The 20,141-nt window shown below is 59.7% G+C and carries 18 protein-coding genes and 1 pseudogene; 4 read left to right on the top strand and 15 right to left on the bottom strand.

Translation table 11 applies throughout. From position 1 onward, the window contains the following. Nucleotides 1-85 precede the first annotated feature (85 nt). The 6 genes from ACKJSM_RS11840 to galE all read right to left on the bottom strand — a co-directional run bounded on the left by ACKJSM_RS11840 (nt 86) and on the right by galE (nt 6,285). Nucleotides 86-2,164, bottom strand: coding sequence for a YjbH domain-containing protein (locus tag ACKJSM_RS11840; protein WP_410237529.1), 2,079 nt, complete (start codon nt 2,162-2,164; stop codon nt 86-88). Next, complete coding sequence (locus ACKJSM_RS11845) at nt 2,161-2,925, bottom strand: capsule biosynthesis GfcC family protein (RefSeq protein WP_410237530.1); 765 nt, start codon at nt 2,923-2,925, stop codon at nt 2,161-2,163. Before ACKJSM_RS11845 ends, ACKJSM_RS11840 begins: the two co-directional genes overlap by 4 nt. Continuing rightward, entirely contained in the window at nt 2,922-3,587 is a 666-nt protein-coding gene (locus ACKJSM_RS11850) for a YjbF family lipoprotein (RefSeq protein ID WP_236181548.1), read from the bottom strand. Before ACKJSM_RS11850 ends, ACKJSM_RS11845 begins: the two co-directional genes overlap by 4 nt. A gap of 11 nt (nt 3,588-3,598) precedes the next feature. Further along, entirely contained in the window at nt 3,599-4,714 is a 1,116-nt protein-coding gene (locus tag ACKJSM_RS11855) for a polysaccharide biosynthesis/export family protein (protein ID WP_309295823.1), read from the bottom strand. 90 nt (nt 4,715-4,804) lie between these two features. Continuing rightward, a complete protein-coding gene (locus ACKJSM_RS11860; protein ID WP_003226528.1) occupies nt 4,805-5,041 on the bottom strand; it encodes a hypothetical protein in 237 nt (78 codons plus the stop codon). A 227-nt stretch (nt 5,042-5,268) separates the two neighbouring features. Next, nucleotides 5,269-6,285, bottom strand: a complete 1,017-nt coding sequence (galE, locus tag ACKJSM_RS11865) for a UDP-glucose 4-epimerase GalE (protein WP_236181550.1) — start codon at nt 6,283-6,285, stop codon at nt 5,269-5,271. Nucleotides 6,286-6,664: 379 nt separating this feature from the next. Between galE and galU the strand changes: the two genes are divergently transcribed. Together galU and ACKJSM_RS11875 are read left to right on the top strand one after the other, a co-directional pair. Further along, nucleotides 6,665-7,498 carry a UTP--glucose-1-phosphate uridylyltransferase GalU gene (galU, locus tag ACKJSM_RS11870; protein WP_410237531.1) on the top strand — a complete coding sequence of 278 codons (834 nt, stop codon included), beginning with the start codon at nt 6,665-6,667 and terminating at the stop codon, nt 7,496-7,498. Nucleotides 7,499-7,544: 46 nt separating this feature from the next. Next, nucleotides 7,545-7,952: a mannose-1-phosphate guanylyltransferase gene (locus ACKJSM_RS11875; protein WP_410237532.1), complete on the top strand. Its 408-nt coding sequence runs from the start codon at nt 7,545-7,547 to the stop codon at nt 7,950-7,952. 3 nt (nt 7,953-7,955) lie between these two features. On the opposite strand, the gene ACKJSM_RS11880 is transcribed toward ACKJSM_RS11875, so the two are convergent. From ACKJSM_RS11880 to ACKJSM_RS11915, 8 genes are read right to left on the bottom strand one after another with little or no spacing between them, the layout of a single operon-like run. Further along, entirely contained in the window at nt 7,956-9,104 is a 1,149-nt protein-coding gene (locus tag ACKJSM_RS11880) for a GDSL-type esterase/lipase family protein (RefSeq protein WP_410237533.1), read from the bottom strand. Nucleotides 9,105-9,116: 12 nt separating this feature from the next. After that, nucleotides 9,117-10,160, bottom strand: a complete 1,044-nt coding sequence (locus ACKJSM_RS11885; protein ID WP_410237534.1) for an acyltransferase family protein — start codon at nt 10,158-10,160, stop codon at nt 9,117-9,119. A gap of 12 nt (nt 10,161-10,172) precedes the next feature. Beyond that, nucleotides 10,173-11,276 carry a hypothetical protein gene (locus ACKJSM_RS11890; RefSeq protein WP_236181555.1) on the bottom strand — a complete coding sequence of 368 codons (1,104 nt, stop codon included), beginning with the start codon at nt 11,274-11,276 and terminating at the stop codon, nt 10,173-10,175. Next, nucleotides 11,267-12,499, bottom strand: coding sequence for a polysaccharide biosynthesis C-terminal domain-containing protein (locus ACKJSM_RS11895; RefSeq protein WP_410237535.1), 1,233 nt, complete (start codon nt 12,497-12,499; stop codon nt 11,267-11,269). Before ACKJSM_RS11895 ends, ACKJSM_RS11890 begins: the two co-directional genes overlap by 10 nt. Next, nucleotides 12,496-13,608 carry a polysaccharide pyruvyl transferase family protein gene (locus ACKJSM_RS11900; RefSeq protein ID WP_085700485.1) on the bottom strand — a complete coding sequence of 371 codons (1,113 nt, stop codon included), beginning with the start codon at nt 13,606-13,608 and terminating at the stop codon, nt 12,496-12,498. The genes ACKJSM_RS11895 and ACKJSM_RS11900 overlap by 4 nt, the downstream gene beginning before the upstream one ends. A 14-nt stretch (nt 13,609-13,622) precedes the next feature. Further along, the gene (locus ACKJSM_RS11905) at nt 13,623-14,699 is read right to left on the bottom strand and encodes a glycosyltransferase (RefSeq protein WP_410237536.1); all 1,077 of its coding nucleotides are present in this window, start codon (nt 14,697-14,699) and stop codon (nt 13,623-13,625) included. 41 nt (nt 14,700-14,740) lie between these two features. Next, nucleotides 14,741-16,963 carry a polysaccharide biosynthesis tyrosine autokinase gene (locus tag ACKJSM_RS11910; protein WP_236181559.1) on the bottom strand — a complete coding sequence of 741 codons (2,223 nt, stop codon included), beginning with the start codon at nt 16,961-16,963 and terminating at the stop codon, nt 14,741-14,743. A 38-nt stretch (nt 16,964-17,001) separates the two neighbouring features. After that, nucleotides 17,002-17,442, bottom strand: coding sequence for a low molecular weight protein-tyrosine-phosphatase (locus ACKJSM_RS11915; protein WP_339486828.1), 441 nt, complete (start codon nt 17,440-17,442; stop codon nt 17,002-17,004). Nucleotides 17,443-17,732: 290 nt separating this feature from the next. On the opposite strand from ACKJSM_RS11915, the gene ACKJSM_RS11920 reads away from it, so the two are divergent. Together ACKJSM_RS11920 and tal are read left to right on the top strand one after the other, a co-directional pair. Then, nucleotides 17,733-18,674 carry a glycosyl hydrolase family 5 gene (locus ACKJSM_RS11920; protein WP_410237537.1) on the top strand — a complete coding sequence of 314 codons (942 nt, stop codon included), beginning with the start codon at nt 17,733-17,735 and terminating at the stop codon, nt 18,672-18,674. 188 nt (nt 18,675-18,862) lie between these two features. Next, entirely contained in the window at nt 18,863-19,789 is a 927-nt protein-coding gene (gene tal, locus ACKJSM_RS11925; protein ID WP_129973235.1) for a transaldolase, read from the top strand. Nucleotides 19,790-19,805: 16 nt separating this feature from the next. On the opposite strand, the pseudogene ACKJSM_RS11930 reads toward tal, so the two are convergent. After that, nucleotides 19,806-20,141, bottom strand: a pseudogene (locus tag ACKJSM_RS11930) (transposase); the annotation flags it as partial.

A 20,141-nucleotide genomic window follows, 5' to 3' on the forward strand; every position in this document is an offset into this window, starting at 1 on the left:
TGAACCTATCTACCTCACCACGAGATCACCACAAACCAAAACGGGAGCCATCAGGCTCCCGTTTTGACTGCCCACTCTCCCGAACCTACTCGGTAATCTTCCCGAAGTTACGGTAGAACATGTCCCCTTCACGGCTGTCGGTCATGGAGTGCAGCTGGAAGCTGCGGTTGAGCCGCGCACCACCGTCACGGGTCAGCGGCGCCCACACCAGATTGGCGCGGCGCATGGTCGACATGCTCATCATTTCGTCGAACGGAATCGACAGGTACAGGCCCTTGTCGAAACTACCCTCGCCATACTCGGCGCTGCCGGCGGTGGTGATCGTCGCCCAGGCGCCAAAGCGCACGCCGTTGAAGAATTCGCGGGAGATGTCCACCGTGCCGCCAAAGTCGCCCGCCAGGTAACGCCCGACGCTGACCGCGGCCAGCGTGTCGAACGGCAGATCGGTATAGCCGGTGATGTGGCCGGTCCAGACCGAGTAATCACGCAGGCCGAACCCCTGGTCGAATTCACGCTGACGCACGTAGTTCAGGTCCGCACCGATCGACCAGCGCTTGCCGGTCGGACGAAACAGCACCTCGCCCCCGACCCCGGCGAACATCGATTCCAGATAACCGCCGTAGACCATGCCGTACAAATCCTTGTCCAGTTGCTCGGCGTGGCTGACCTGAAACAGCGGCATGGTGGTGTCCGACGTGGTCAGGTACTGACGCAAGTCGGTGCGCACACGCGGCAGGCCGCTGGGTGCGTCGTAGCTGAACTTGTCGAAGTTGTTGATCAGGTTCTGACTGAGCAAACCGTTCCACCAGGTATTGCGGTTGAAGCGGTACTCGGCGTCCAGGTCGGCAGTGAACTGATAAAGCAAGCCATCAGGGCCGCCCACGTTCTGTTTGAAGCCCAGGCCGACGCCGTAATTGAAGTGCTGCGGCGCTTCGGTATAGAGGGTTTGCTCGTTGCGCGGCATTGCCGGATTGATCTCGGTGGTGCGGTGCAGCGATTGGAGCGGTTCTTCGTTGTTGATCACTTCGCGGAAGGTCTGACGGGGCACGCTGGTTTCTTCCAGCGGCAGGTCGTAGCGCTTGTTGACCACGGTGAACCAGTCGATGTCGTCGTTGACGCTGTTGTCGAGAATCCGGCTTGCACGGCCGACGGCCTTGGGCGAATGGAAATAACGCTGCTGCTCGCCGTACACGATCAGTTCGGAATCGCGCTGGGTGATGCGCTCGACCTTGTAGCCGGCGTTCTGCTGCAAGCGCCGGGATACGTCGGCCCAGTTGACCTCTTCCATCTTCGTGCTCGGAGCCTTCGCCGGCAGCGGTTCGGCCGGTGGGTCGAAGGTTTTGGCCGGGGCCTTGCGACTGACGAAATTGGTGTGGAACGTGATGCCAAACATCGCCGTGTTGCCGCGCTCCCAGGCCGCGCTCACATCGACGGAATCGGTCACCTTGAACACCGCACCAAGGTTGATTGGCGAGTCCTGTTTGATGATGTTGTCCTTGGGCTCGTGCTTGTAGTCGTTGCCTTCGTATTCGAGTTTCAGGCTGAGGCGATCCCAGGGTGTCTGGTAACTCACGCCACCGAAAAACGATGGCTTGCCGCGAAAGTACGAGCCGGCGTTGACGTCACCGGTGCCTTCCAGATCCGGGCGGGTGTTGAAGCGGTCACTGATCGAACCCAGCGGGTTGTCGACATCGCCGCGATTGCCGATGTAACCCCAGGCAATGCCGGCACTGAAATCAAAGTTGTCATAACGCTTGTTGGCCACGAAGAATTCACTGGCAAACAAACCGGTACCGCCGATGTCTCGAAAGCCCAGCGCCACTTCCGGCGCCCAGTGGCTTTCCTGCCACAGCCGGACCTTGGCGTCGACCGCCTTGTCCTTATAGCTCTGGCTGCCGCTCAGCGCTTCGGAACCGTACGGACGGTTGGTGATGGCGGTGTAGCGAAACGAACCTTCCAGCCAGTCGAGCGGCTGCAACGAAACGCTGTAGCGACTGTACGGTTCGGTGCGGTTGGCGTTGACGCTCAACTCACCGGCGGGCGACATGCGCGCGGTCGGGGTCTGCAACAGACCGACGCCGCCGAAGTCATTCTGGGTAATCCGAGGCTCGGCATGCACCAGGCCACACGGCAATAACAACACAGCTGCAAAACGCAAATTCAACGAACCACCTCAGCCAACTGCGTGGCAATCAATTCGGCCAACTGCTGATTCAGTTCAGGAACAGGCGGATCCAGATCATCGTTTTTCACCGGCACCAGAATCTTGCTGCCGGCCACGGGTATCTGCCCGCTCTCGCGGTTCCAGTGGGCGATGCCGACCTGCCGCGATTCGCCGTTGGGCTGGATCAGCCACAGGTAATCGGCATCGGCGTCGGCCTCCAGCAACGTGCAGCCCTGCAGGTATTCGCGGGCCTCCTGCAACGGCTGATAAGGCAAGCGGCACGGCTCGGCGACGGCGCCCAGCACTTCGACTTCGTCGACCCGTTTCGGGTAGATCAGTTGATCGCCATCGTCGAGACGGATGTTGCGGGCGAAGCCGACTTCCACCGCCACCGGATCGAGATCGGCGATCTGCCGCCCGGTCACCGGCATCTGCCGGACCTGCTCGGCCAGACGCTGGGCCAGCGCCGCCCGACTCGGCTTATCGAACAGCATGGCCATACGCCGCAGCACATCCAGATCGAACAGCACGCCGACCTTCAGTCGCATCTGTTCTTCCAGCAGCGACTGGCGCAACAGGACGCCCGCCAGCCAGTAGCCTTCGGCATTCGGCACGGCCTCGCCGATCACATCGCGCAAGCGCCCGTCCGCCGGCAATTCGATCGGGCCCGGGTTGGCCACATCACCGCTGACGATCACCGCTGCCTCGCTGGCACCGGCAAGCAACATCAGGCACGCCGAGAGCGCTCTGAGCCGCTTCACGGGACATGCCTGCGGTCAGGGGTCAATTGCACGATCCTGACGCGCAACTGCGAGGTCAGTTGCTGTTCACTCTGCACAATGAAACCGTCCACCGGATCGACCCAGTAACGATTGGTCGCGCGCAGGCCGATGGCCGGCGCGTCAATCTGCTCATCGACACGCAGCACGGAGTATTCCTTGTCGAGAATGTCGAGGGTTTCCAGGGATTTTCGGGAGAAGCGGCTGTTGACGATGATCCCGACTTCCTGCCCCTTGTAGAGGTCGATCCAGCGGCGGCTGGTGTAACCGTCGGTGATGCGATGCAGGCCCTGTTTGAACGGCGAGTCATCGGACAGCCGCGTGCCGTCCAGATCACCCTCCACGCCCAGGCCGACAGTGCGCAGGGCCAGGCCGTCGCGCATCAGCAACACCTGCTTGCCGGAGGCGACCCAGAACTGCAGGTCCTCACGCTCGCGCACCAGCGCCAGCACCCCGGAGCCGGATGGCGTGGTCAGTTTGAGCTGGGGATACTTGACCCCGGCCACCTGCTCCGCCGACACATCGAGCTCATCCGGTCCGATGACCGACGCCTTGAGGTTGTTCAACGAAGCGCTCATCAGCGGATTGCAGCCACTCAACAACACGGCCGCCATCAGGCACACGCCCACTTTCAACGTTTTCACAGTCGGCGGCCTTATTTGCTGTTGTTACTGTATTCGCTCCAGTTCTTCGCAGCGGAAGCCCCGGTCCCGACAATCGATGCCGACGGCACCAACTGGCTGATCAGGCGGTTCCAGCGAGTCACGTTGGCAGGCCCGACATAGACCACGTCCTGGGGCCGCACTTCGAAGTGCGAAGCGAGCGCCATGGCGGTCGGCGACTCGGCTTCCAGTTGGTAGATTTTCGCCGGCTCCACGTCGAGGTTTTCGACCCCGCGAATCACGTACACGGCGTTGCCGTTGGAGGTGGTCTGGCTCAAGCCGCCGACCGAGCCGAGCACGTCGGACAGGTTCATGGTGGCGGTCTTGAAACTCAGCGCACGGGGCTGGTTGACCTCGCCCATCACGTAGATGCGCTTGTTGTCGTTGTACGGCAGATACAGCTGATCGCCCCCCTTGAGGTAGACGTTCTGCAATTCGGAATCCTGCTGATTGAGGGCGTCGAGATTGAGCGAATAGACCCGCCCGTTGCGCGTCAGCATCAGCCCGGACAGGTCGGCATTGTTGGTATCGACACCGGCCGAACCGAGGGCTTCGACCACGCTCAGCGGGTTGGTCGAAATCGCCTGGGGACCGGCCTTGGTCACGGCGCCCGAGACCACGACTTTCTGGCTGGCGAACCGCAGCACCGCGACATCCACTTGCGGCTCGGCAATGAACGCCGAGAGACGTTGCTCGATATCCGAACGCAGTTGCTGGATGGTTTTGCCGGCGGCCTGGACTTCCTTGATGTACGGGTAATACAGCGTGCCGTCGGAACGCACCAGACGGCCGTTGGCGTCGATCTGCTGTTGCGCACCCGAGGGAGCGGTCAGCTCGGGGTGATCCCAGACCGTGATGTACAGCACATCGTTGCTGCCGATGCGGTATTCGGCCGGGGTCGCCAACAACTCCGCCGGCACCGACTCACGCTTGTACGTGGCGCGGTTCATGGCGATTAGTTTGGGGGTGATCTGAATGAGCTCGACCCGGCTGCTTTCGCTGGCGCCCTGGCGGGTGATGCTACTGGTGCTCAGGTACTGGCCGGGGGAGAACATGCAACCTTGCAAAGCGATACTTGCCAACAATAAAAGAGAAAAACGACGGGTCATAATGGCACTACGCTATTCAAGGGCGAATCCAAAAACAAAGTCACCCGACTTTCGTCGGGCGACCCTGTACTGCACCAACAGAGACTTCAGTTAGTTGTGCGTGCCGGTTGTACCCGTGGTACCGGTGGTACCCGTTGTACCGCCGTTGGCACTTCCACCACTGTTGGACGCCGCGACAGCACTGGCGACCATGGCAGTACTGGCAGCGGGCGCTGTAGAAGCCGCAACACTGCCAGATACATTGGTCACTGCTGTAAGCGGCGCTTCAGCTGCGGATGCCCAGTTGCTCAACATCGTCAACAGGGCAATCGCCATCACTTTTTTCATATCAACTCCTTTCTAACATCGCACCTGAACATCGGGTGCTGGTTAGAGGTGGTAGAGTTCAAGTCGCAAAAAGCGCGAACATGATCCGTTGTTCTTTCACAGTCTTACCCAACTGATAAAAGTCGAACGGCAGGTTTATATCTACGGACTTGCAAAAGGCATTGCCAGTCTAATTTCCCGACGATATCTAACAACCTGACTGAAACTAACATTGCACTAAAACGCCATCATCCCTGATAACCCCGGGGATGATTCGATTGCCAGCGCCAGGTATCGGTGACCATGTCCTGCAAGTTGCGCGTGGCTTTCCAGCCGAGCTCTTTTGCCGCCTTGGAGGCGTCGGCCCAGCTCTCGGCAATGTCCCCGGACCGCCGTGGCATCACCCGGTAAGGCACCGGCTGCCCACAGGCCTGTTCGAAAGCCCGCAGCACCTGCAACACGCTGTAGCCGTCGCCGGTGCCGAGGTTCCAGGTATGAATGCCGGTGCGCCCGGCGATGGTTTGCAGGGCTTTCAGGTGCCCGTCCGCCAGGTCGACGACGTGGATGTAGTCACGCACGCCGGTGCCGTCGACGGTCGGGTAGTCGTCGCCGAAGATCGACAATTCCTTCAGGCTGCCGACCGCCACCTGGCTGATATAAGGCACAAGATTGTTGGGGATGCCGTTGGGGTCCTCGCCCATCATGCCGCTGTGATGGGCGCCGATCGGGTTGAAGTAGCGCAGCAGCGCAATGCTCCAGCGCGGTTCGGACTGACACAGGTCGCGCAGCACGTTCTCGACGATCAGCTTGGACTGGCCGTAGGGATTGGTCGGAGTGCCGGTCGGGAAGTCCTCGCGGATCGGCATCTGCTCAGGCTCGCCATAGACCGTGGCGGACGAGCTGAACACCAGCCGGAACACCCCCGCCGCTGCCATCGCCTGGCACAGCGTGATGCTGCCGCTGACGTTGGTTTCGTAGTATTCGAGCGGCTTGCGCACGCTTTCCCCCACGGCCTTTAGCCCGGCGAAATGCAGCACGGCATCAATGGCGTGCTGCTGGAAAATCCGGTCCAGCAAGGCCCGGTCACAGACATCTCCGCGAATCATCAGCGCACTTTTGCCGCAAATGGCTTCCACCGCGTGCAAGGCGGCGTCGCTGCTGTTGCAAAGATTATCCAGAACTACAACTTCATAACCTGCTTCAAGTAGTGCAAGTGTGGTGTGCGAGCCGATATAGCCGGCGCCACCCGTTACCAGAATCTTCATAGCGCGGTCCATAGTGGGAAAAGTGCCAACTCGCGTGTCAAGCGCTGTTTGTTTAATGTGTGTCTTGATTCACACAAACAGGGCGACAACAACCAGAAACAAAAACAGTTCAATCACTGGCTATAAATATTTTTACAAGCCAAACTGTATTGCCTGGTACTTATTAGCACTCCCGCGCAGTCATCACTATCAACAGATGCCGACTAAAAATAACCAATAACCGTTAACCCGACATCTCATAACATTGTCGTGTTTTACACTCATTGCTATTTGCCACTCATCTCCCGAGTCAGGTATTAAAGTACAGCTTCAATAACTTGCAACTTTTCGTTATTGCAATAAACGATGGCAGTGCGCCATGAATGACCAGGAAACTTTTATGATCCGTAAATGTTTGTTCCCCGCTGCCGGTTATGGCACGCGTTTCTTGCCGGCCACCAAAGCCATGCCCAAGGAAATGCTGCCGATCGTCAACAAACCGTTGATCGAATACGCCGTCGAAGAAGCACGGGATGCCGGCCTGCAACACATGGCCATCGTTACCGGACGGGGCAAGCGCGCACTGGAAGACCACTTCGACATCAGCTACGAACTCGAACACCAGATTCGCGGCACCGAGAAAGAGAAGTTCCTGGCCGGCACTCGCGAGTTGATCGACACCTGCACCTTCTCCTACACCCGTCAGGTGGAAATGAAAGGTCTGGGCCACGCGATTCTCAGCGGTCGTCCGCTGATCGGCGACGAGCCGTTCGCCGTGGTGCTGGCGGACGACCTGTGCCTGAACCTGGAAGGCGACGGCGTGCTCACGCAGATGATCGAGCTCTACAGGAAATTCCGCTGCTCGATCGTCGCCATCCAGGAAGTCCCGCGCGACCAGACCCACAAGTACGGCGTGATCGCTGGCGAGGCAATTTCCGAGGGCATCTACCGGGTCAACCACATGCTGGAAAAACCGGCCCCGCAAGACGCGCCGTCGAACCTGGCGATCATCGGTCGCTACATCCTCACGCCCGACATCTTCGACCTGATCGCCGACACCGAGCCAGGCAAGGGCGGCGAAATCCAGATCACCGACGCCCTGATGAAACAGGCGCAGAACGGTTGCGTGCTGGCCTACAAATTCAAGGGCCTGCGCTTCGACTGCGGCGACGCCGAGGGTTACCTGCAGGCGACCAACTTCTGCTACGAAAACGTTTACCTGAAGGGCCGCTGAGCGGCCCCACTGATCCATCGCAGCACGCACATCCAACGAGGCAACCATGAACATTGCACAACATTCCGCAGAGATTGAACGTGAGGTGGACAACCTCGGGGTGATGAGCTGGTTATCCCGCCATCAGCCATTGCCCAGCGCCAACGGCCCGTGGCTGGGCACCCTGCTGCTGGTCGATCGCATCGGCGTGTTTCCCTCCTCCGGGGACATACGCCGACGGATGCGCGATCCCTGGCCCCTGCTCGCCCACCTGAAACGGATCTACGGCGAGCAGGCGCTGGAGGTCGATGACCGCGACGGCCTGAAGATGATTTTCAGCGACTGGCGATTTCGGGTGCGGATCTGCTGCAACGAACCGGTGATCATCGTCAACGTGGAAACCCGCTGCGTGACGCAGTTGATGCCGCAGAAAACCGCAGAGCTGCTGAGCCATCTGGATCTGTTCGACAACTGACCGCTACTTCGAGGTCTCGCCACACTTGTCCTGTGGCGAGACCTTTTGCTGTCCGCCCACGACCCAACGATAGAAGTAATCGGCAATCACCCGCCCGCCCGTGGCCGGTAGCGGATGAATCTTGTCCGGCCCGATCATGGCCGCGGCGTAGCGTTTGACGTCCGTGCCGAACGCGCATTGCAGATTGGCATAACCCAGATGCTGCTCACGGGCCCAGGGCTCGATGACCTGCGCATAGGCCGACATCGGATACGCGCTGGAGCGGGTGGTGTCCTGACGCAGGATCAGGTTGATGCTCGCCGCCGGTTGAATCTCGCGGAGCATGCCGACCAGCCCCTGAACGTTATGCAGATACTGCTCGGGCTTCACGCCAAAACCCTGGTCGTTGCCACCGAGCATGATCAGGTAAATGTCGGCGGGAATCTTCGACACCACGGTTTTCCACTGCGCCTGCCAGCGCGCATCGTCGTGATAGAAATCAGCGGACGCCGCGCCGGACGCGGCCAGTTTCGATACCCGAACGCCGTTCTGATCGTTGCTCAGCCACAGCCCGAACAGGGTCGGTGCGCCTTTCACCACTTCCAGTCTGAAAGCCCAATCGGTCGCGGCCGACGTACCGGGCAGCGGGACTTCCTGTACGCCCTCGCCCGCGAGTTTCAACGGCTGCCAGTCGCCGGAGGGCGACCAGCGATAACGCAACTCACTGGACTCACCGTTGCCGAGGTAGAGCAGTTTCGCCTGAGTGACCGCGGTGTTGATGGCAGGCGTCGGGCTGGCCTCGACTTGCAGCCAGGCGCCGGGCCGGCCGGTGACCGTGCGGCTGTCGGGGCTGGCTTGGCCGAGGCCGGACACCTGCCAGTCGCCGCCGAAGTATTTCTCGCTGCTGCGGGTGTACTTGAAGTGCGTGCCGCCCAGCGCTGCGCCGTGGTTGAAGCCGACATAACCCGGCCCGGCAAACCCGACTTCACCGGCCACCCGCTGCACCAGTCTGTTCAGGTAGAAATCCTGCCCGGCGCTGTAACTGTCGCCGATCACCGAGATCGACAACACCTTGCCGGCCTTGCCTTCGCGCCACTGGCCAAACCGCTCGCGAGCGTCGCCGACCTGCACCACCGACGCCACCACCGGCGGCACATCATCAACAGCCAACATCAATCGCTTCCTTCATCGGGTCTGCGCCACCGGCGCAACGGTCGGCGCCGGCTTCTTTTTCGTCACCGCACGTTCGCCGAGAAACAGCACGGAGGTGAAGTTGAACCGACTGAACATCATCGACAACACCACCGGCCCCAGCAAGCCGAACGTCAAACCGCAGAACACCAGCACGCTTTCGTCTTTCACACCCAGGCGGCCGAGGATCGAACGCGACGTGGCGGCGAACAACACATGAAAGAGGAAAATCGCATAGGAATAACCGCCAAGCCAGGTCAACGCCTTCGAACGCATGTCACTCGACAGCAAGGCAATGCACGACACGCAGCCCACCGTCAGGCCGATCAGGCTGCGGCGGTCGACGATCAACTCGCGATCCACCGCCGCCACGTACAGCAGCGTCAGCGAGATCAGCACAAACACCAGCGGGCCGATCACCTTGAACGTCTGCTTCAGCTCGCTGACTTTTTCCTGGCCGATCATGCCCGCCACGAAAAACGGCAGCAGATAAATCGCCCCGTTGATACCGAACGCATCCACGGGAAATGGTGGCAACAGGAACAAGGCCGCCGCGAACGCGAACAACAGGTACAGGCGCGTCGGTGTACGCAACAAACCGCGCCACTCCAGCAGGCCGACGAACATGAAAATGATGAACACCGCCTGCAGAAACCAGAAGTGGTTGATCGGCACATAAAACGACAACAGCGCATCCATCACGCTGACATCCTTGTTCACCCCCGGCCCCACCGCCTGCAACAGCGAGAACGGCACCCCCACACAAAACAGCGGCACGATCAGGCGCCGCACCTTGCCGCTGAAGAACGCGGAAAAGTCATTGCCGCGAACCTTGTAGAGGGAATAGATGTAGCCGGAGATGAAGGTGAACAGCGGCATGCGCACGTACACCATCGAATCGGCGATCACCCGGAACGGCGAGCCGATGTCGATTTTCAAACCACCGCCCAACGGCCCGATCACGTGATAGAGCACCAGCAACAGGCACGCCAGGCCACGCAGGGTTTCGATCTCCAGGGACTTTTTCTTGCTCGACATAAAGCACCTGCCTCAATTCAGAATTCTTGATTCAACCTTCACCGGTTTGTTCGCCCGCAGCATCAATCCCAGGCCCACGAACAGCACCGGCACCACCATCGAAAAGTGTCGGGCGAACGAGCCGAAGTCCGGTTCGAACAGGCCTTGAACCAGCAGGAACGCCAGCGGAATCGCGATCAGTTCCTTGGGTTTGGTCTGGATTGGCGCGCCCTTGTAATCGGTCGAGGTGATGACTTTGAACAGCAGCAGCGCGGTCATGATCATCAACGCCACGAAGATCACCTGACCCGGCCCGGACAGCAGGATCAGCTCAACAGGGAACGACAACCGGAAGAAAATGATCATCGAATCCAGGGCCTGCGAAACGAAGTCGCTGCCGCTGAGCCACGAGACGATCAGCGATTTGGAACCCTCCTCGCCCGCCGTGCGCAGTTCGTTGTTGCTGGCGCGAATCGACGACACCGGAAAGCCCAACGCCAACTGGATCGCCATGGCAACCGCGAGATAGAACAGGAACAGCATCAGGAAGAAGGTCATGCGTGAGACGTATTTTTTCATCACGCAGACGCCGACCCAGGACAGCGAAAACAGAATCCAGTAGGGCCGGATCAGCACGCCATAGATCACCGCCGACAGAAAAAATCCGCCGCGATATTTGCGCGTCAGCGAGCTGAACAGAATGCTCAGCACCGCCACCGACACGATGATTTCCTTGGTCAGGTTTTCCAGGAAAAACGAACGCACGATGCCCCACAGGCACAGGGTGCCGAAGATGGTCAGCGGCATGCGCCGGAACACCACCACGGGAATCGCGGTGAGGAAAAAGTTGCAGAACATCCCATAGGCCCAGGCGTTGGTCAGGTTGATCCCGGTGGGCCGCAGCAGGAATGCCGAACACTCGTAGGACGAGCGATCCGGCGAGAACGGGTTCCAGAAATTACAGTTGTCGGCCCGGGCATAGGACGACCACAGGGTCATCGCATCCGGGCCCGGATCGCGCGGCACCAGCAGCGGCATGGCCACCGACAGAAACAGCCCGGTGAACAGGATCAGGAACGACAGCGACGAATCGAGTCGGCGGCCACGAAACTCGATGCACGGCAACTTCAGACCCATGACACGACAGCCTTTTTCGCCCGCGTGGCGCGAGTCAGCAGTGCGATCACGGCGAGCTGCACGATGATCGCGAAGACGTTGCCCCAGGCCGCGCCGTAGATCGACCAGTGCTTGATCAGCAGGTAACTGACCGGCACTGAAACCAGCAGACAAATGGCCGCGCTGGCGAGGGACACTCGACTGTTTTTCGACGCGATCAAGCCGCCCCAGACGATGTCGCCAATGGCACGCAGGGCGAAGGAGAAAATCAGCACCAAGAGGACGCCGTTGTCCGGGCGCGGAACGCTGGTGGCGACATAATCGAGCACCACGTTGAAGAACAGATAAATGCCCACCGCGACCACCGCCGAAACCGCCAGCGAACGCGCGACCCATTTGTTCACGAACAACTGCCTGAGCGTGAACGGTTGCTGATCGGTCTGATACCGCTTGGCGAGCAGCGGAATGCCGACCACCGCCACCACCGCGTAGGACAGCGCCTGCAAGGTATTGGCCGCCGACCACGCGTACACGTATTTACCGAGGCTGGCGTAGGGTTCAAGGTCGATGATCAGAAAGCGCTCGGCGTATTGACTCAGTGCGATCAGGCCGGTGCCCAGGTAAAACGGCAACCCGGCTTTCCACACAGCGGCGGTGGCCAGCGTCCCCTCTTCCCGCCCGCGATGAACCTTCACCACGATCAGGTAACCGGCGACGATCACCAGCCCGTTGGCGATGACCCACAGCCACAACACGCTGGCGATTCCCGAGACCCAGCCGAGCGCCATCCCGGCCACGGCCAGCAGCGCCCAAAGTCCGGTCTTGATGAAAAACAGCAACGCACCCGCCGTGGTTTTCTGGGCGGAAAACACGAACGAGTTGATCTCGAACGACAGGTGCTCGGTGAGCAGCACCAGCGTCACGCAGGCAATCAGCGCGGTAGTCGCTTCCACCGACTGGAACAGCGAATAAATCACCACCGTCAGCACCGACAACGCCAAGCCCACGGCCAGGTACAGCAACAGCACCTTGTCGACGACCCGGCGCGAACTGCCGCCCACGCTGATCAGCCGGTTGATCTCGGAACTGAAACCGACGCTGTAGAACTTCGACGCGATCAACGATGCCGCGCCCACCACGCCGTAAAAACCCAGCGCCTCGTAACCGAGGTAATGGGTGATGGCGAGCACCAGCAAGAACTTCGCGCCCAGTGCCCCGCCGCGCAGCAACAGCCGGAATATCATCGAATGACGCCCTTGATGATGTCGTCCATGGCCACGGTTTTCGCCTCGATCTCGCGGCAGGTGTCGGTCAGGCGCTTGCCGAAATTCGACAGCGCGTCAGGCGCGTAAACCGTGTCGATGATGGTGTCGACATTGATGTCACCGCCGTTGATGACCCAGTCCTCGACGCCCATGTCCTGATAGGCGCCAAAGCCTTTGCGTTCATAGCTGATGTGATACGCCGGCACCCCCGAGAGCAGCGATTCGATCGCGCCGTGCAGGCGTACGGAAATCACCAGGTCCGGTTGGTATTTGGCCAGCGTGGCCTTCAATGGCAACAGGTCTTCGGTGATGCCCAGTTCGCGATAGAACGCGCCGTCATCGTTACCGCGCACGGCGCTCTGTACGGCGCAAACCACTTTGCTTTTGTTCTTCAAGCGCTGCAGCAGCACCTTCAGGTTGGCCACGTAGGCCAGCTTCTTTTCCTTGCTCCAGGCCGGCGGCTTGCGCAGCACCACGCACACCGTGGCCGGCGTCGAGGCGCAGCGGGTGAACTTGGGTTGCTGGAGGATCTTGCCGGCCAGGGCCTGCACCGCGAGGTCCGGCGCGCGGTAGACATTTTCACAGGCATCGAACAATGCCGAGGAGCGGTTATCGCGCACGAACACCGCATCGGCGCTGGCGTAGTGGCCGACGATCTTGTCGCTGTCGCCGTGGAACGGCCCGATGCTTTGCGGCAGGTACACCGACGGCACTTTGCTGAGGATCGCGGTTTCCAGTTGCTTGGCGTGGCCGAGCTTCAGCTTGATGTGCTCGAAGGCACTTTTCGAGCGCATGTAGCCGCCGCCGACGCCGACGATCAGATCGGTTTTCTTCAGCAGATCCGCCAACCCCGCGTAGGACTGATTGAGAAACACCGCCTGCTTGACCCGGCCCAAACCCTTGGCCGCCATCACTGGCGCCTCGAAACGCGGGTGCGGCAGGTACTTGAAAGAGTCCGGATCGGAAGCCACCACACTGATCGCGGTGTCTTCGCCAAAGTTGCGCTGCACCAAAGCAATGGCCAGATCGACCAGCAGACCATCACCGGAGTTGGAGGCACTGTAGCCATGCAAAATCGTTACGTTCATGAGCGGAGTTCTACTTAATAAGAGGGAGCGGAATACACGTCGTAGGTCTGGCGGATCATCAACGCGGCGCTGAAACGCTCGCGAACGATGCGCCGGCCTTCGATGCCGAGCGCCGACAACGCAGGCTTCTGGATTTTCTTCAGCCGATCGGCCAGCGCCTGGTGGTCACCGGCGGGGAACACGTAACCGGACACGCCATGGGTGACCAGTTCGGGCAACGACGTGCAGTCGCTGGCAATCACCGGCAGGCCCAGCGCCATGCCTTCCAGCGGCACCATGGCAAAGCCTTCCCAGCGACTGGGGACGATCAGCGCATCGGCTTTCTGATACAGCGCGTGCACCTCGGTTGGCGTCACCCAGGGCAGGTACTCCACCCCGTCCAGCGGCGGACACTCGACGACGTCCTCGTTCACCGCACTGCCCACCACCGTCAGTTTCAGGTCACTGCGTTTTGCTTCGCTGTAGGCCTTGAGCAATACGTCGAAGCCTTTCTGGTAGTCGAGGCGACCGACGAACAGCAGATGAATGGGTGCCGGATCAACAACCTTGCGTTCTTCATGCTTGTGATCGATGCCGTTGTAGATCAGCGTCATGCGCTGGCGCTCGATGCCAAATTTCGCCGCCTTGTCCAGTTCGAACTGGCTGACGCAAATGATTTTGTCCGTGACCTTCTGCAGCACCCGTTCGATCCACGCATAGACTTTCTGCTTGATCGGCGAGCTTTCCATCAGGAACGAAAACGCATGCGGGCAGTAGACGATTTTCGGCTTGCGCCACGGCCGCAGGAGCACGCACACGCAACGGCCGATCACCCCGGAAAAAGTGCTGTGCAAATGCACCACGTCGGGTTTTTCCTTGAGCAGCACCCGCGCCAGTTGCCAGGCAAAACGCAGCAGCGACGGCACATTCCGTCCGCTTCGGGCGAAGGTGCGAATCTGTTGTTCATCGATGCCGTGCAGCTCTTTCTTTTGGTCTAGCGGGACCAGATACACCAGCTCATAGCGCCCGTCTTCGGGAGCCGCCGAAATTATGCGGATGACCGTCGCCACCCCACCTTTGATCGTTTCCGCCACGTGCAGTATTTTTTTCACAACCCACCCACTTTCATGCCTGTAAGGACCGTCGCTGAATTTCAGGACTGGTCGGACGCGTATTCGTAGTTGTAATAGCTGCCGTTGCCGTAATAGCTGGCCGCGCGCTTCTCGACGCCGTTGAACACCGCGCCTTTCAACTCAATACCGTTCTGGGCGAAACGCCGAATCGTCATCTCGATCTCTTTGGCCGGATTCACCCCGAACCGCGCGACGATCAGGCTGATGCCGGCCTCGCGACCGACAATCGCCGCATCGGTCACCGCCAGCAGCGGTGGCGTGTCGATGATCACCACGTCATAGCGCTCGCTGAGTTGCGCCAGCAGGTCGCGGAAATTGGCGTGCATCAACAGCTCGGAAGGGTTGGGCGGAACCTGACCACGGCTGATGAAATGCAGGTTGTCGACCTCGACCTTGTTGATCGCCTGATCGAGGGTGCAGCGCTTGACCAGCAGATCCGACAAGCCGTTGGTGATCGGCGTGTTCAGCGTTTTGTGCAGATGCCCCTTGCGCATGTCGGCGTCGATCAGCACCACGCGCTGCCCGCTCTGCGCCATGACCGCTGCGAGGTTGGAAGAGACGAAGGTCTTGCCGACCTGCGGGCTCGGGCCGGAAATCATGATGCGGTTGTTGGTCGAATCCAGCGCCGCGAAGTGCAGGCAGGTACGCAGGCTGCGGATCGATTCGATGGACAGGTCCGTCGGGTTGCGCAGGGCCAGCAGATACGCCGGCGTGTCCGCCGCGACTTTGGCCCGGACTTTCTTGCTGTCCTCTTCCTGTTGCAGGGCGCTGTAGGGAATCGAAGCGTAGACCGGCAAGCCGAGCTGCTCGATGCCTTCCGGCCCTTCCAGCCCCTTGCTCAGGGATTTGCGCAACAGCACCAGCGCCACGCCGACGAAGGCGCCGAGGAAGGTGGCGATCAACACGATCAGGGCTTTTTTCGGTTTGACCGGGCTGGTCAGATCGACATCCGCCGTATCCACCAAGCGCACGTTGCCGACAGCGCCGGCGCGGACGATGTCCAGCTCCTGGGATTTGTTCAGCAACTGGGTGTAGATCTGCGAGGCGACTTCGACATCGCGGGTCAGGTTGAGCAGTTCCTGTTGTGTGGCCGGCAGGTCCTGAACCTTGCCTTCCAGCGAACGCTGTTGCTGGGTCAATTCGCCAATCTGGGTCATCAGCGCGCGGTAGGCCGGGTGCTGTTTGGTGAACTTGCGGTCCATCTCCGCCTGTTGCAGTTTCAGCTCGGAAATCCGCGTTTCAAGCGCCACGGACTGACCGAGCACCGATTGGGTTTCCAGCGAGATGTTCACCGTTTTGCCGTGGGTCTGGTAGGCGTTGAGCGCGTCGCTGGCCTTGGCCAGATCGCGCTTGACCTGCGGTAACTGGCTTTGCAGGAACGCCAGGCTCTGCGCCGCTTCGGCCGAGGTGCGGCGCACGTTTTGATCCACGTACAGCGCGGCGATCTTGTTGAGGATCTTCACCGCTTCGGCCGCGTCGCTGCTGGCCAGGGCCAGACGGATGATCCCCGACTCCTTGCCTTGCTCGGAGATGTCCAGCGCGTCCTGATAGCCCTGGATGGTCACGATCCGTGGATAGCGCACCACTTCGAAACGGGTCCCGGGGTTGGCCAGCAGTTGCTCAACCCGCCCTTCTACACCGTCCTGCGCGAAAGCTTCGCCCGCCACACCGTCGACCAGCAGGTTGTCGTTGTCGTCCAACAGCTGGAAACGATGTTGTTCGCCGGCGATCAACGTGAGTTTCTTTCCCAGCAGTTCTTTGGGCAGATTGAGCTTTGCAAACTCCAGACGCTCACCGCCCCAGGCGTAGCTGCTCAGGCCGAAACGCGGCGGTGCGACGCTGAGTTCGGTCTCACCGCGAAAGCGACGAGCAAGAAAACCGCCAATCAGCGGGAAGGTGTTGGGGGTGACGTCGATGTCCAGGCGCAGATCGTCGACCGTTTTGCCGATCACCGCGCGGGATTTGATGATGCCGATTTCGGTCACCGACGGCGATTGCCCGCCGAGCATGCTGTTGAGGTCGGAAAAACCGAGCATGTCGTTCTTTTTCGGTTCGACCTGCACCAGTGCGTTGGCCAGATACACCGGCGTGGCCAAAATCGCATAGGCCACACCGGTCATCATGAACGCGCCGGTGAACGCACCGATCAACCATTTCTGATCGATCAGGCTGCCGAAGATGCCGAGAAGATCAATACTGTCTTGATCGTTGTCGCGGGTGCCGATTACTGACGGTAACTGCATAAGTCTTTCTTACCATTCACTGAACTGAAGAATATTCATCAACGCGCCAGGCGTTGCGCCCATGAGCTGACAGCATCTTCAATCAATGCATGGGCATGAATAAAAGCGGCTTGCCCCTGACGATACGGGTCCTGTATTTCTCGTTCGCTCTGCCACTTGCCCAGCAGAAACACTTTGCCCCTGGCGTGAGAGGCAATCTTCAGTACTTGATTAACATGTTGTTTTTCCATCACCAGAATCAGGTCTGATTCATTGACGATGTCCGCTGTCAGTTGCCGCGCCTTGAACCCTTCGGCACGGTGACCGCGTTCTTCCAGCACCTGGCGCGCGGTCGACTCCATGCCTTCGCCGACCCGCGCAGACAGGCCTGCGGAGGTCACGCTGATCGCCGAGGGTGCCAATGCATTGCGCAACAGAAGTTCCGCTGTCGGACTTCGGCAGATATTGCCTACGCAAACGACAAGAATCTTTTTGAACAAGGTTTACTTTCCCGTGTAATGTCAATCGGCCAACATGCCTTGCCAATTCGAATGAACCCGCAAGACCTTCCTTCACTCGGAAATAGATTCACCCTTAATACCGATGCATTAAGTACCACGGCCTTTAAAAGTCCCCCAACCAGAATTACCGGACTAAAAATAACTGTGATTTTCAGGCGAGCGTTTTCCGACAAAAAATAACATTCGTGCACTTAGTATCTTTATCGTCCTCAAAACCTGTGTAACGAGATAACTATTCGCTAGATGTCATTCTCATCAGGAGAGCCGACATGAAATCAGCACATCTCAAATATCTGGGTACCGCCTTGTTGATGCTCAGTGCTACCGCTCAAGTTCAGGCCAGTGCGTTGTTCCCGTCCTTGCCCGGCAGAACCATCGGTGTGCAGGTCAAGATCCAGAACTTCACCCCGGCCGACGCCGAGCAGATCAAAGCGGCCGGATTCAGCTTTGTACGCTTCGGCGTGTGGAGCGACAGCCTCGCCGCCAAGGCCTACCAGAAACAGATCAGCGATGCCTTTGCGACGGCGCGGTCCGCCGGTTTGCCGGTGTTGATGACCGTACGCGCCACCAAACCGTTGACCGGTGACCTGGCGAGCGCCGGTGAAGCCTTCGCCAACGCGGTGACCGGTCTGGAGCACGCCTGGAGCACGCAACTGTTGGGCATCGAAATCTGGAACGAGCCGGACCTCGACACCTACTGGCCCACCGGAGACTTCAAAAACACTTTCGTGCCGTTCATGACGGCCATGTGCAAGACGCTGCAGGGCAAACCGCAATCGACGCCTCTGGTGGGCTTCGGTTTTGCCCGCCCACCGACGGCCGGTTCCGCCTCGACCGTGGCCCTCAACAGCATCCTCGGCACGTATCCCCAGTGCCTGGACGCCATTTCCTACCACCCTTACGGCATGACGGCGACGCAGATCAGCAACGCGCAGACCTTCATCCAGCAAAACTTCCGTCTGCCGGGCGTCATCAGTGAATGGGGCATCTCGGCGCTCGCCTCCAACGGTGGGCCGGAAGGGCAAGCCAGTAAAATCTCTGCGTTCATCGCCGATGTTAAAAAACTCAACATTCCGCTGACGTCGATTTATGAATGGAAGAACAGCGAGTCGGGCAGCAACGACCGGGAGAAGAATTTCGGCCTGCTGACCTCCGACGGCCAGCCCAAACCGGCACAAACGGCGGCCTCGATTCATTTGAACGCCGATTAAGGGGTGCAGCGGGTCAGTTGCTTTGAACCTGTGGTTCTTTTTGGCATCGTATTGATCGATAACGCACCCCGCCTTTCAAACAGCCGTTTTCAGGTTGTTGCCGCCGGGGCGCTCGATACGCCGACATGCCCTTGAGTGACTGTCGGCGCTCGGGTAATGTCACCAGACCCATAGGACAGAGCACGCTCATGACTTCCAAGCTGGAACAACTCAAACAGTTCACCACCGTCGTGGCCGACACCGGCGACTTCGAAGCGATTGCCCGGGTCAAACCGGTCGACGCTACCACCAACCCTTCCCTGCTGCTCAAGGCAGCCGCCATCCCGGCCTACGCCGAACTGCTGAACGCCAGTGTCGGCGACTGCAAGGGCGATGTCGGCCTGGCCAGCGACCGTTTCGGCGTCGCGGTCGGCCAGGAAATCCTCAAGGTCATTCCGGGGCGCATTTCCACTGAAGTGGATGCGCGTCTGTCGTTCGACCAGGACGCGGTGCTCAAACGCGCCCACCGCCTGATCGAGCTGTATGACAAGGCCGGCGTCGGCCGTGACCGCGTACTGATCAAGATCGCTTCGACCTGGGAAGGCATCCGCGCCGCCGAGATCCTCGAGAAGGAAGGCATCCAGACCAACCTGACCCTGCTCTTCTCCTTCGCTCAGGCCGCTGCCTGCGCCGATGCCGGCGTATTCCTGATCTCGCCGTTCGTGGGCCGCATCTACGACTGGTACAAGAAGGCCAACGGCAACGACTACACCGGTGCCGATGATCCGGGCGTGCAGTCCGTGACACGCATCTACAACTACTACAAGGCCAATGACTACAAGACCGTGGTCATGGGTGCGAGCTTCCGTAACCTCAGCCAGATCGAACAACTGGCCGGCTGCGATCGCCTGACCATCAGCCCGGATCTGATCGAGAAACTGGCGGCCGACACCGGCAAGCTGGAACGCAAGCTCGCTCCGGGCCATGCCGGCGAAGCGCGCCTGAGCCTCAACGAAGCACAATTTCGCTGGTTGTCCAACGAGGACGCGATGGCCACCGAAAAACTGGCTGAAGGCATCCGTCAGTTTGCCCGCGACCAGGAAAAACTTGAGGCGCTGCTGCAAGCCAAGCTGTAATCGGTCAAGCACATGTCTAGTCCTGAAATAGGTTTACACCTGTTTCACCCCAACGCCCGATGCATCGCATCGGGCGTTTTGTATTTCAACGACAGATGCGGACGCTCACGGTTGTAGATCAAGACCGACTCACTCACCATCTTTCTCGCCTGCATTAAGTCCCGTGGTCGCTGGAGCAGAAACTCGGTCTTCAAGATCCCATTGACCCGCTCTGCCAGGGCGTTTTGGTAGCAGTCATAGCCGTCCGTCATCGAACATCTGATGCCGTGTTTCGCATGCAACTCCTGATACATGCCCGCGCAATACTGGCTGCCTCTGTCCGAGTGATGAACCAGTGGTTGTTCGGTCCGAC

Source organism: Pseudomonas sp. PHC1, assembly GCF_046487845.1.
Taxonomy (GTDB): domain Bacteria; phylum Pseudomonadota; class Gammaproteobacteria; order Pseudomonadales; family Pseudomonadaceae; genus Aquipseudomonas; species Aquipseudomonas sputi.